The sequence below is a fragment of the Exiguobacterium abrahamii genome (assembly GCF_015645365.1).
Classification (GTDB): domain Bacteria; phylum Bacillota; class Bacilli; order Exiguobacteriales; family Exiguobacteriaceae; genus Exiguobacterium_A; species Exiguobacterium_A abrahamii.
Map to the genome: position 1 here is coordinate 174400 of NZ_JADOYC010000005.1, position 13172 is coordinate 187571.

The 13172-nt window shown below is 46.7% G+C and carries 13 protein-coding genes and 1 riboswitch; of the genes, 6 read left to right on the forward strand and 7 right to left on the reverse strand.

What is annotated here, in order from left to right; genetic code table 11:
- Positions 1–60: 60 nt before the first annotated feature.
- The 4 genes from rlmN to ITJ88_RS14095 all read right to left on the reverse strand — a co-directional run bounded on the left by rlmN (position 61) and on the right by ITJ88_RS14095 (position 3615).
- Entirely contained in the window at positions 61–1134 is a 1074-nt protein-coding gene (gene rlmN / locus ITJ88_RS14080; RefSeq protein WP_023469793.1) for a dual-specificity RNA methyltransferase RlmN, read from the reverse strand.
- A 124-nt stretch (positions 1135–1258) separates the two neighbouring features.
- Complete coding sequence (locus ITJ88_RS14085; protein WP_370567837.1) at positions 1259–2065, reverse strand: ABC transporter permease subunit; 807 nt, start codon at positions 2063–2065, stop codon at positions 1259–1261.
- Positions 2062–2943: an ABC transporter ATP-binding protein gene (locus ITJ88_RS14090; protein WP_195866053.1), complete on the reverse strand. Its 882-nt coding sequence runs from the start codon at positions 2941–2943 to the stop codon at positions 2062–2064. The genes ITJ88_RS14085 and ITJ88_RS14090 overlap by 4 nt, the downstream gene beginning before the upstream one ends.
- Positions 2944–2955: 12 nt before the next feature.
- On the reverse strand, positions 2956–3615 hold the full coding sequence (locus tag ITJ88_RS14095) for a methyltransferase (RefSeq protein ID WP_195866054.1): 660 nt from the start codon (positions 3613–3615) through the stop codon (positions 2956–2958).
- 89 nt (positions 3616–3704) lie between these two features.
- On the opposite strand from ITJ88_RS14095, the gene ITJ88_RS14100 reads away from it, so the two are divergent.
- The 3 genes from ITJ88_RS14100 (at position 3705) to ITJ88_RS14110 (ending at position 6853) form a co-directional block, all read left to right on the forward strand.
- Entirely contained in the window at positions 3705–4025 is a 321-nt protein-coding gene (locus tag ITJ88_RS14100) for a heme oxygenase (protein ID WP_023469797.1), read from the forward strand.
- Positions 4026–4149: 124 nt separating this feature from the next.
- Positions 4150–4887, forward strand: coding sequence for a uracil-DNA glycosylase family protein (locus ITJ88_RS14105; RefSeq protein ID WP_195866055.1), 738 nt, complete (start codon positions 4150–4152; stop codon positions 4885–4887).
- A gap of 92 nt (positions 4888–4979) precedes the next feature.
- A riboswitch (Lysine riboswitch) is annotated at positions 4980–5158 on the forward strand.
- Between the two features lie 111 nt (positions 5159–5269).
- Entirely contained in the window at positions 5270–6853 is a 1584-nt protein-coding gene (locus ITJ88_RS14110; protein ID WP_195866056.1) for a Na+/H+ antiporter NhaC family protein, read from the forward strand.
- Positions 6854–7128: 275 nt separating this feature from the next.
- On the opposite strand, the gene htpG is transcribed toward ITJ88_RS14110, so the two are convergent.
- Entirely contained in the window at positions 7129–8991 is a 1863-nt protein-coding gene (gene htpG, locus ITJ88_RS14115) for a molecular chaperone HtpG (protein ID WP_195866057.1), read from the reverse strand.
- 83 nt (positions 8992–9074) lie between these two features.
- The gene (locus tag ITJ88_RS14120) at positions 9075–9944 is read right to left on the reverse strand and encodes a PDZ domain-containing protein (RefSeq protein ID WP_195866058.1); all 870 of its coding nucleotides are present in this window, start codon (positions 9942–9944) and stop codon (positions 9075–9077) included.
- 135 nt (positions 9945–10079) lie between these two features.
- Between ITJ88_RS14120 and ITJ88_RS14125 the strand changes: the two genes are divergently transcribed.
- Positions 10080–10910, forward strand: a complete 831-nt coding sequence (locus ITJ88_RS14125) for an SDR family oxidoreductase (protein WP_023469801.1) — start codon at positions 10080–10082, stop codon at positions 10908–10910.
- Positions 10911–11050: 140 nt separating this feature from the next.
- The gene (locus tag ITJ88_RS14130) at positions 11051–12223 is read left to right on the forward strand and encodes a M20 family metallopeptidase (RefSeq protein ID WP_195866059.1); all 1173 of its coding nucleotides are present in this window, start codon (positions 11051–11053) and stop codon (positions 12221–12223) included.
- A gap of 67 nt (positions 12224–12290) precedes the next feature.
- Here the strand turns inward: ITJ88_RS14130 and ITJ88_RS14135 are convergent, their stop codons facing one another.
- Entirely contained in the window at positions 12291–12638 is a 348-nt protein-coding gene (locus tag ITJ88_RS14135) for a hypothetical protein (protein WP_195866060.1), read from the reverse strand.
- Positions 12639–12723: 85 nt separating this feature from the next.
- On the opposite strand from ITJ88_RS14135, the gene ITJ88_RS14140 reads away from it, so the two are divergent.
- Complete coding sequence (locus tag ITJ88_RS14140; protein WP_195866061.1) at positions 12724–13149, forward strand: DUF1801 domain-containing protein; 426 nt, start codon at positions 12724–12726, stop codon at positions 13147–13149.
- Positions 13150–13172 lie beyond the last annotated feature (23 nt).

Sequence of the window (13172 nt, forward strand, 5' to 3'; positions counted from 1 at the left end):
ATGTCCTCATTTCTTATCGTAAAAAAAGCTTCCCACCGAAACGATGAGAAGCCCAACGAATTATTTGGATGCTACTTTATCTTTTTTGATTTGCTTACTACGTAATTGACCACACGCCGCATCGATGTCTGTTCCGTGCTCGAGACGAACACCACAGTTCAAGCCGTTCTTTTTCAACGTATCGTAGAACGTCGTGATATCTTCAGACGTACTGCGCTGATATTGACCGTGCTCATCGACTGGGTTGTACGGAATCAAGTTGACATACGTCAGGTGACGTTTGTCTTCGAACAGTTTTGCGAGTTCGACTGCGTGTTCTTTTTGGTCGTTGACGCCACGAAGCAAGATGTACTCGATCGTGATTTTACGGTTCGTCGTTTGAACGTAATAATCGATCGCTGGCATCAATTTCTCAAGCGGAATCGCCCGGTTGATTTTCATGATTTGCGTACGCAATTCATTGTTTGGTGCGTGAAGCGAGATGGCTAAGTTGACTTGGAGTTTCAAGTCAGCAAACTTGTAGATCTTGTCTGCCAAACCACTTGTTGAAACCGTAATGTGACGCGCACCGATTGCAAGACCATTGTGGTCCTTGATGACGTTCAAGAAGTCGACCATGTTGTCGAAGTTATCGAACGGTTCACCGATACCCATGACGACGACGTGACTGACACGTTCTTCGTTTCCGACTGCATCGAGGTGATGTTGGACGTTCATGATCTGCTCAACGATTTCGCCTGCTGACAAGTCGCGGCTCTTCTTGATCAGACCACTTGCACAGAAGCTACAGCCGATGTTACAGCCGACCTGTGTCGTAACACAGACAGAAAGACCGTACTTATGACGCATTAGAACCGTTTCAATCAAGTTGCCATCATATAATTTGAAAAGGAACTTGATTGTTCCGTCTGCTGATTCTTGCTTGACCGCTTCTGTCATCGAGTCAATCGTAAAACTCTGATCTAACAACTCAAGGCAATCCTTGTTGACATTCGTCATTTCCGCGAAAGTCGTGACACGTTTACGGTAGAGCCAATCCCATACTTGTTTGGCACGGAATGGTTTGTGCCCTTGATTCGATAACCATTCTGTCATCTGCTCAAGCGTTAATCCATAAATGGATGGTTTATTCATTTCGAAAGACCTCATTTCTTTTTCCAGAACTACAACATTCCTTTATCTTAGTAAAAATCAGCGCGTGACGCAACGTTCAAATCCTAAATGTTCACTTTCTGTAAAGTTTTTGCGCCACTTTCGATCAAATCGACAGACTCCGACGTCCGAATTGAACGACTGCTCCGGTCAAGAACACAAGACAGAGGACGAGTAAAAGAATGGAATGAAGAAGAAAATGATCTGTTCCTTCTAGTAATTGCGTCGTATTGAATAAGGAGAAGACGGATAGATAACGAAGCCACTCCGTCTTGTCACTTAGTTCCGACAGAATCGTCAAGACGATCGATAGAACCAGTACACTACCGGCAAGCGAAAAAGCACGACGTTCTTCGTCAAATAACGTCGCAACGAATAACGTAAAGGCACCGATCGCGAAGAGTAACAATAGCGCATTGAGTTGAATCCGCCATAAGATGACGTCATTGATCGAAATATCTGTCATCCACCAGTCGGATACCATCAAGACGAGTCCATTCAGTCCTACGAGAACCATACTTGCGATACCCATGACGATCGCGACAGCAAACGTATACGCATTCCGGGTGATCGGGGCTGCGAGATAGACAATCAGCTCTCCGTTGTCGATTGGTCGCGCAACGAGTCGCGCTGCTAATGAGAGCAAGAATAGACTCGCAATGACTTGAAAGATCAGTCCGTAATAGTTTCCCCCGAGCAGATCCAGTACATTATCGAACCCTGTCACCTTATCGTATTGAAAGGCTTTTAAGACTTCCGGAGGTAATGCTTCTAGTTTTGCTTCTAGTAAACCGGTCTTCATCATCGATGGATATAGCAACGCAAGCATCAATAAGTAAAGACTCGTTCCAATCGCATAAGCAAGCACGGGCTTTCTGACCTGCTTGAATAAAGAGCGGATCAGCAATATCACGACGATTCCTCCTCTCCATAATAATGCAAGAAGACCTGTTCTAAATCATCTGCTGACGGACGAATCAGCCGTACATCGTACTGGGTTAAATAAGCGATCGCCTGATTTAAGCTCAGTGTCTCATCCGTTTGAAAACTGACTTCTGTCCGCTTCGGTTCAACACCGACTTGCATCGCGAACTGTGCCGCCTCCACCTCTGTTCGGAAGACGATCGTATACGTCTTTCGACTCGATCGAACTAACTCATGAATATCCGATTCGACGATAATGCGCCCTGCTTTGATTAAAGCCGCTCGATCGCACGATTTTTCCATCTCCGGAAAGTGGTGTGAACTCATTAGAATCGCTTTTCCAGCATGCTTCTCCTGTTCGATCCACTCTAAAAAACGCTCTTGCATCAAAGGATCAAGCCCACTGGTTGGCTCATCGAGTAGGTAGACGGGTGCATCCTTCATGAAGCAACCGACAAGTGCCAGTTTTTGTTTCATCCCTTTTGACATCTTGCGGATTTTCGTCTTCGTCTCAAACGGAAATCGTTTCAATAACAGTTGCCGCCGTGTCGGATCGCTACCATGTAGTCGTTGCATCAAATCGAGCATCTCTGCTCCTGTCATGTCTCCAGGTAAACTAATCTCCCCCGGCAAATAACCGACCAACTGCTTCACTTCTTTACTTTGTTTCCAGCAATCAAAGCCACCGATCGTCGCCCTTCCTTCGTCCGCAGCCAGTAGTCCCATCAAATGTCGGAGTGTCGTTGATTTTCCGGATCCGTTTGGTCCAATGAAACCGAATATCGTACCCGGATCGACCGTAAAACTGACATCGAATATCCCACGCCCCGGCGCAAATTCCTTCGTCACATGCTCCAAACGGATCATCATCCGACCTCCCTATCTTTTATTTCTTTCCTCACTGTATTGATACCCGTTTTGAAGCAGTTTGTTCGGATCAAAACGATAGATGACGAACCGTTCGTCATGATTTTTTTCATAGAGGTCTCGCAATCGAATCTCATCGATTTGCTCGAATACGGTATGTCGCTCCAAGTACTCCCGGTATTCATCGGTCGGGTAATACAAGATAAGGTCCACTGAACGCGGGGAACGTTCGACCGAACTTAAAATGTGATCGATCACTTTCATGAAAATTTGTGAAGAGAATGGATTGAAGAAATAAAACTTATTCGCCTCATCCGGAATGGTATACTGCTCGGCATACGTCTGTTCAAATCGCAAACTTCCAGAACGCCGCTTCCGTCGACTTTGGTAGTTCGCCATATTCCGAAGTGCGTCCTCGTAAAATTGTCCGTTCATCTCGATTCCGATGACGGAACAGTCGAATCGGTCGTGTAAGTAAAAGTTCAAACGCCCTTTCCCACACCCGAAATCGATGACAGTATCCTCTTTTTGAAACGGATAGGTTTCGCATAATTCGCCGAGTGCCGCATAAGGCGTCGGTTCATAGCGATTGTAGTGACTAAACACACCATAGAGGTGTTGCATCTCAATGGTCTCAATTCGTAATCGTTGATCATATTCCTGTTCATTCATCGTCTTTTGTTCCTTCTTTCCGGCATTCTTTCCCTCATCGTACTATACTGAAGAAGTACGTTACTCGTTTTTTGAAAGGGGATTTTATGATGATCGTCGTTACGAACCGGATTAAAGTCAAAAAAGGGATGGCTGCAGCTCTCGCTCCTCGTTTTACGCGTCCAAGTGGACTCGATACGATGGACGGATTCATCCGCGTCGAGGTCTTATTGACGCAAAATATCGAAGAACACGATGAAATGAACGTCAACATGTACTGGGAAGATATGAAGAGTTTTCAAGCGTGGCGGGAGAGTGACGATTTTAAAGCGTCGCATAGTCGACCTGCGAGTAGTGAAGCAGGAGAATCGCCAATGCTCGGTAGCGAGATTCTGACATATGAAGTCGCTTCGGTCAAAGAACGCGCATGATGCACGAAAAGGACTCGTCTCGAGTCCTTTTTTAGATACCGGTATAAAAATAGTGAAAGGGTCGAATTGTCTCAAATGGTATTATTTGTTATCATAGTGCCATTACAGAGAGAGAGGGTCCTTCATGAATTCATTAATTATATTTGAACAAGCCATTCGTAGCTTACCTGACGATCGTACGTTACGACGTGATGAATTATGGACGGACGATTTTTTATTGCAACAGGAGAACGAGCTGACCGTCTATTACTCTCCGATTGGCGAATACGTCAATACTGAAGCAAAAGTCGTCATTATCGGGATCACACCAGGTTTTGAACAGATGCGAATCGCTTTCGAAGAAGCGACGGATGCCCTTCACCATAGTGTTTCATTAGAAGAGACGGCACGCCTCGTCAAATATACAGCAAGCTTTGCCGGAACGATGCGACGTAACCTCGTCCAGATGCTCGATACACTTGAACTTCCAGCATTGCTCGGCATCGAGACGACGGCTAGCTTATTTCATCAACATCAGAAATTATTGCATCCAACGTCACTGTTAAAGCAACCCGTCTTTTATCGCGAAAAGAATTACTCGGGTCATCAACCGAAGATCAATCGTAGCCCTTTATTAAGGCACTACGCGGAAGAACACTTCGTCGCTGAGATCAATCAGTTACAAAAACCAGCGTTATTGATTCCACTCGGTCGGGTCGTCGAGACGCAAGTCCGTGGATTGATTCATGATGGACGAATCGAACAGCATCAGCTTCTTTCCGGCTTCCCCCACCCATCTGGCGCAAACGGTCATCGAAAAAAACAATTCGAGGAAAACCAAGCCTATTTGACGAAACAGCTCATTCAACATTTTGCTGAATAAACAACTTTATCTTAAATTATCAGAATATATGGTTGAATCGTTTCTGAAATACATGATAAAGTGTCCATAAGAACAGAATATGACTATTCTATCGATGAGGTAGAGGCGCGATTTCAATCAGTACTTAGTCCGAGGATGACAACGAAGACGACTACAGGAAAGGTGACATCGCCGAAATGACAGTATGTGTCGAGCATATCGTCGTTGGTCGATTCGGGAAACACCCGATCGATTGCCATACATAACAATTGTATGGAGCGCTCCAATTCGGCTAAGAAAGACGCATCCAGCGAGGGTGTCGGCTTTGTTGCCGGTGCCCTTGCTTTTTTTGTGCCGCGGGGTCTCATCTTTAAGCCATTTATTAAAGAGGAGGATATTTTTCATGGTCAACTATTCAGATTCCATCATTGCCCTTGTACCTGCTTTACTAGCTATCTTATTAGCCATCTTTACCCGAAAGGTCGTTCTTTCGTTAGGTGTCGGCATTCTAGTCGGTACCCTGTTACTTCATCGTTTTAACCCGATCGATACGGTAACCTATCTCGGCAAGAACATCTTCAGCCTCTTTTGGGCGGACGGTGCCTTGAACGAGTGGAACGTCTTATTACTTGTTTTCTTGTTATTGCTCGGCGTCCTTTCCACATTGATTCAGACATCAGGTGGCGCTCGCGCTTTCGGTGAATGGGCTTCTACGCACGTCAAGACAGCGCGTGGTGCACGCTTAGTTGCCTTCGGACTCGGTATCCTAATTTTCATCGATGATTACTTCAATAGTCTCGCTGTCGGCAACGTCAGTCGTCCGTTAACAGATCGCCGTGGTGTCTCACGTGCGAAGCTTGCCTATTTGATTGACTCAACAGCTGCGCCTGTTTGTGTCATCAGTCCGCTTTCGAGTTGGGGCGCATTCATCATCTCCATCATCGCCGGTATCTTAACGACGCACTCGATTACGGATTACTCAGCGTTTAGTGCCTTTATGATGATTGTTCCGATGAACTTCTATGCGATTTTCGCGTTACTTTTAACACTTTACATCGCTTACTCTGGCATCTCTGTCGGACCGATGCGACAACATGAACTGCGTGCTGCCAAAGGCGAACTCTTCGATGCTTCGAAAGGAACACCGATGGGGATGGCTAAAGAGGTGAACGAACATACGAACGGAAAAGTACGTGATCTCGTCGTTCCAATCATCGTGCTCGTCATCGCTACGATCAGTGCGTTACTCGGGACAGGTGCTCAGGCACTTGCAGCCGACAATCGCCCGTTTACTTTAATTGGAGCATTTGAGGCAACAGACGTCACCCGTTCCCTCGTCGCAGGTGTCGTCATCAGTTTAATCGTCGCTTTCCTGATGCTGATCGGACGAAAAATTCCGGGCCGCGATTACCGTGCAAGCATCGTTGCTGGTATGCGTTCCATGTGGCCAGCAGTCGTGATTTTGTTATTCGCTTGGACGATCATCGCTGTTATCGGTGATATGAAAACCGGTGACTATCTCGCGAGCTTCGTCAGCAACTCGATTTCTGCTTCGTACTTGCCATTCTTATTATTCTTGATTGCCGGCTTGATGGCATTCTCAACAGGAACAAGTTGGGGCACATTCGGAATCATGTTGCCAATCGGTGCGGATCTCGTCATGGCTGTTGATACCTCACTCTTGTTACCGACGCTTGCTGCTGTTCTTGCTGGATCTGTCTTCGGTGACCATTGTTCACCGATTTCCGATACGACAATCCTAAGTTCGACAGGGGCTGGATCCCATCATATCGATCACGTTACGACACAATTACCGTATGCGCTAGTCGGTGCCGTCACTGCGGCAGTCGGTTATTTAGTCATCGGTTTCACGGAGTCTTCGGTATTCGGTTTCATCGGAGCTCTTGTCACATTCGTACTCTTCGTCGTCGTCTTGAACGTTCTCTCGAAAAAAGGCGAAACCGCTTCGGATTTACAAACGGATTGATGAAATGAAAAAGGGACTGACTCAAAAAAGAATGATGCGTCTTTTCACGCCCTTTCCTCAGGCGAGACACAAGCCAGTTTTCCTGCTTCATTGAAGCAGGAAAATGGGTCTTGTTCGTCTCTAACAGCGCATAAATGCGCTTTTCCTGTAGGAGTGGCGTGTGACGCACCATTCTTTTTTGTTACGAGATAAGGGTGGCAGATCATCATTCTGCCACCCTTATCTTTGTAGAGACTGATTTTGAGTCAGCCCCTTTTTCGACTTCATATCATGTCTTATACCATAAGTTCACACACATCATTCGCGAACGCTACCGGATCCTCGAGTGGGAGTCCTTCGACAAGCAATGCTTGTTGATACATCAGTTTCGTATAGCGCTCGAATTTCGAACGATCGTTTTGATATGCCGTTTCAAGAGAGTGGAACACTGCGTGTGACGGATTCAATTCAAGAATCTTGACCGCTTCTACCCCTTCGTTATTCGGCATCGCCTTCAGGATTTTCTCCATCTCGATTGAGACGGCGCCGTCCGTCGCAAAACAGACGGGATGCGATTTGAGACGCGTTGAGGCTTTGACTTCCTTGACTTGTCCACTTAGCACTTCCTGCATAGCTTGGAACATCTCTGCTTGTGCGTCCGTCGTCTCCGCTTCTGCTGCTTCAATCCCTAAATCGCTACTCGTGACCGACTTGAACGTCTTCTCGTTGTACGTCACGAGCATCTGGATCGCGAACTCATCGATCTCTTCCGTGAAGTACAAGATATCGTACCCTTTATCACGGACGAGCTCGGATTGTGGTAATTTATCCAGACGATTCGTACTCTCACCAGCGGCGTAATAAATATGTGCCTGATCTTCCGGCATCGCTGCGACGTATTCTGCGAGTGTGATCAACTTCTTCTCCTTCGCCGAGTAGAAGAGGACGAGGTCCTGCACTTGTTCTTTATGCATGCCATAATCATTATACATACCGAACTTCAGCTGACGTCCGAACGCTTGATAGAACGTTTCGTACTTCGTGCGATCCTCGCGCAGAAGTGCTTCGAGTTGTGTCTTGATCTTACTTTGGATGTTTTTCGCGATCAATTTCAATTGACGATCGTGCTGAAGTAACTCACGCGAGATGTTGAGCGATAAGTCTTCCGAATCGACCATCCCTTTGACGAAACTGAAGTGATCCGGCAACAAGTCGCTGCATTTTTCCATGATCAGGACACCGTTGGCATAGAGTTCAAGACCCTTTTCAAATTCCTTCGAATAATAATCGTACGGTGCCTGCTCTGGAATGAATAAGATCGATTGATAACGAACAGCGCCGTCGACACTGATATGAATGTGTTTCGCTGGTGTGTCGAAACCATAACGCTTCTCTTGGTAGAAGTTCGTATAGTCCTCGTCTGTCAATTCCCGTTTGTTCTTCCGCCAGATTGGCACCATGCTATTGATCGTCTTGACGACTTCGACCTCTTCCGTCTCGTCACTGCCTTCGATCAGCTGACGTTCGAGTTCCTTCATCTCGATCGGATAACGAATGAAATCTGAGTATTTTTTGATGATGCTACGCAGACGATACGTCTCGAGGTATTCGTCATACGATTCTTCTTCCTCGTTCGCCTTGATGTGGAGCGTAATCTCCGTTCCGACGGTTTCCTTGTCGACTTCCTCGATCGTATAACCTTCGACACCACGCGATTCCCATTTATAAGCGACTGCACTGCCGAACGGTTTCGTAACGACAGTGACGACGTCTGCGACCATGAAGGCGGAATAGAATCCAACACCGAATTGACCGATGATATCATGACCATCTTGTGCTTCATTTTCTGCTTTGAAGGCAAGCGATCCACTTTTTGCGATCGTACCGAGATTTTCTTCTAGTTCTTCCTTCGTCATTCCGATTCCCGTATCACGAATGATGAGTTGACGCGCTTCTTTATTTGGTTCGATCGTAATTTTGTAGTGTTCCTTTTCGAACGAAATCGTCTCGTCCGTCAATGCTTTGTAGTACATCTTATCCATGGCGTCACTTGCATTCGAGATCAATTCGCGCAGGAAAATCTCCTTATGCGTATAGATAGAATGAATCATCATCTCCAGCAATCGTTTTGATTCCGCCTTAAATTGTTTCGTTTCCATGCTCATTCTGCCTCCCCTTTTTTAGCACTCAATCGCATAGAGTGCTAATTCATCTCCTATTATTAGGGAGTTCGAAATATCTGTCAATCTCCTTTTTCACTGTATGTCGTGACTTTTTCAAGGACAATCATTCCGATTTGACGTAAGTGTTCTGCTGACCCGTAGGTGCCATGGCTGACGCCGTTTTCATCCTTTCGATTACCGAGACCGATGAACTGCTCACTCGGTTTGAAGTGGAGTCCGACGACGGGTACCTGAAATCGTGACGAGAAGCCGACTTGAAAAATCGCGTCCGGATAATCCGTTGGTCGATAGGTCGTCCAATCGATGTCTGGTTCGAGCTTCGCAAATCGTTCCGTGTGTTCCTTACCGAGCAGGATGATTCCTTTTATCGAAAACAGTTCAAGCAGGCGTAACAAAAATGTCTGACCGAACGGACTATCTTCCAACACGCTGCGTTCTTTGATCGCTCCCATGTAGTGGTGTGTCGGAAACGGGAAAAAATCCAAGTGAATGACCGGATCAAGCGTCTTCTCGTAAAACGACGCACCGAGTCCGTTCAAGAATCCTTCGAGCTTACCGCCACCTGGTCGACCGAACCAGGTCCGATACACATTTGGTTGTTTGAAGTAACGATTGAAGCGTCGGATCGATTCCGTCAATGTCTCTTCTTGTAAATACGTATTCCATGTCATAGATTGTGGACGTATGAAAAGCGGACCATGCTCGTCAAATCGTAATCTACCTGTTCGGTCTAAAAACTGCGATCGAGATGGGTTCGTCGCGATCGTCACCCAACTGCTACGTGTCGCATCACCAAACCAGAGGACCGGTGTCGTTTGGTCGATCAATTCACTTGCGAATGCACTCTTCTCGAGTGTCATTTGGTACTGGACGGCTTCGTGTAATAATTTTTTGGCAAGTTGCCATTGATCGGATGTCAGCGTTCTCATCTCCCTCTATACAGCGATTGTGCTGTTGTAGATGTACCCCCTATCCTCTATTACTAGACGCATCGATGGGTTTAATCTCCATTTCTCCGGGAATGTTTCATAAGGTGAACGATACGACTTAGGAGGGATTTAATAATGGGTAGACTCGATCAAAAAGTAGCTGTCATTACCGGCTCGGCAACAGGAATTGGACAAGCGACTGCACTTGTCTTCGCAGAACAGGGAGCAACGGTCGTCTGTGCCGATGTCTCACTTGAAAAAGCACAACAAACAGTAGAACAGATTACACAACAAGGTGGGAAAGCGGAAGCCGTCCATGTCGATGTCTCAGACGTCGAGAGTGTCGAGCAACTTGCGAAGCACGTCAAAGAGACATACGGTACAATCGACGTCCTCTTCAACAATGCCGGAATCGATGAACAAGGCGGGAAAGTCCACGAGTATCCAATCGATCTCTTCGACCGGATCATCGCGGTCGACTTGCGCGGTACATTCCTCGTCAGTAAATTCTTGATTCCACTCATGCTTGATAACGGTGGTTCAATCATCAATACGTCATCGATGTCTGGTCGCGCAGCTGACTTGAACCGATCCGGTTATAACGCAGCGAAAGGTGGGATCGCGAACTTCACGCGCGCGATGGCAATCGATTATGCGCGTCATGGCATTCGCGTCAATTCGTTATCACCAGGAACAATCGAAACACCACTCATCGATACACTTGTCGGTGAAAAAGAAAAAGAGCAAGGCAAACAGTTCCGCGATGCGAACGCTTGGATCACACCACTCGGACGACTCGGTAAACCACGCGAGATGGCAACGGTCGCCCTCTTCCTTGCTTCTGACGACAGCTCATATGTCACAGGTGAGGATATCACAGCAGACGGTGGCATCATGGCTTATACATGGCCGGGAGAGATGTTGATTGATTCGAAGTGGAAAGACGAAGCAGAAAAAAGTGAATGAGCAAGGTACGGTGTAACCCTCTGGTTGCACCGTTTTTCTTTTATTTCAAGACGTTCATCCCCGTAAATTATTTTCAGAATTCGTTTACCTCCCTGAAGTATTTTTAGCAGGGTATAGGATGTGTAAAGGGGGAAATACTTATGCAAACAGCGATTACTTACTTACAACGGTGTCTTCAAATTCCAAGCGTCAACCCGACGGATGGAGAAGAAGCCGTCGCACGTTACGTGTACGATGTACTGGTCGACCATCAGATTTCGACAGAATGGATTGAGGTCTCACCAAAACGAATCTGTCTCGTCGCGACCGTTCCTGCGAGCGAGGAGGTTTCACGTCCTGCTGTCCTCGGATTATCTGGTCACCTCGATACGGTTCCGGTTCAAGGAGACGGCTGGACGAAAAATCCATACGGTGGTGAAATTGAAGATGGCCGCATTTATGGTCGTGGGGCTTCAGATATGAAATCAGGTGTCATGGCGATGGTACAAGCGCTCATTCAATACAAGGAACGTCAAGACCGTCCGAACACCATCAAACTTCTGATTACATCCGATGAAGAGAATGGCATGACGGGTGCTCGTCATTTGACCGAACAAGGGCATGTGGATGATTTAGATGCTCTACTGATCACAGAACCGACGAGTGGGATGATCGGTTATGCACAAAAAGGGGTTGTCGGGATAGAAGTGACATGCCGTGGGAAAAGTGCACACAGCTCTGCCCCGCAACTTGGACGTAATGCGATTGATGACGTATATCGCGTCATCCAGGAAGTGAAGTCGGAACGCTTCTCGATCACGGTGAATCATCACTCGGCACTCGGTCCGGTCGTTGCGTCGATCACATCCATAACAGGAGGCGAAGGACCAAACGTCGTTCCGAGCCAGGCTTCGTTCTATATGGATATTCGAACGATTCCGGGATTCGGTCGAGCGGATGTACTTGCTACCTTTACGGATATCGAACATCGACTTGTTTCCGAAGATCCTGACTTTGACATGAGCGTGACCGTCATCAAGGATATTCCTTCCTGTGAAACCGATGAACAAGCGCCTTTCTTGCAACAGGTCGCAGATACGATGGAGCAAGTCAGCGGCGTGACACCACGAAAAATCGCCATCCCAGGCGGAACAGATGGTGCAATGTTCAGCCAAGCAAAAAAAGCATTCCCGATCGCGATTGCTTCCTTCCATGATTTCCGTCTCGCGCATCAAGTCGATGAGTCGATTCCGTTATCCGAATATGAACAAACGATTGCGTTTTGCTTCAACTTGATCAACACACCATTACATCAACCTCTTCCATCACACTAAATAAAAGAAGGGGCGACTTTCGGGTGCAATACCCAAAGTCGTCCCTTCTACTTTTACTGTGTTTAGTTTAGTACACACCAAGCTGTGCCAATGCCTCACTTAAATAACTTTGATCACTGCGAAACTGATGACTCGTTTGTCCGTCAGACCAACTGATGAAGACACGACCAAGCCGGTCATATCGTAAACGGAGACGTATCATGCCCTGTTCGAATACGACTTCACCGTGTAACGACTCATGGACGTGAGCAAAGTTACGGATGAACACATCATATTGATTAAATGTAACTGAAAACTCGTGTGCACTATCTTGTCCCGTCATCTGAATCGTTAGTTCTTCTTGTTTTGGGTATACGTGTAAGATGTTCCACGATAGACTGTCTTCTTCTCCTCGAAACACGATGCGATGATTCATTCGATTTCCACCTCTGAGTTACAGGATATTTACTAGCCTTTCTCGAAAGTAACCGATATCTTCTTCATCCGAAAGGAGTCTGCTTATGTCCGATACGCCAAAAACAGGTCCTATCGAACAGTCCGTTGATGCCTTTTTGGCACAAGTCGAACCGCCATTACGTCAAGCAGATGGTATCACATTACGTCAGTTCTTCGAAGAGGTCACGGGATACGAAGCCGTCCTTTGGGGGTCTTCCTTGATTGGCTTTGGTTCCTATCATTACCGCTATGCCTCCGGTCGCGAGGGCGACAGCTTTTATGTCGGTTTTTCTCCGCGCAAGACGAACCTCGTCCTTTATCTCGCGCTTGATGAAGACGATGTATCGGAACGACTGTTTGCCACTCTCGGTACGTATCGACGCGGTAAGTCCTGCCTCTACGTAAAACGACTGACTGACATCGATTTAAACGTTCTTCGGGAAATGATTGAGCACTCGATCCGCACGTTAAAAGACATGTACCCGTCTTGATTTCAATCAAAAACAGCCGAAGC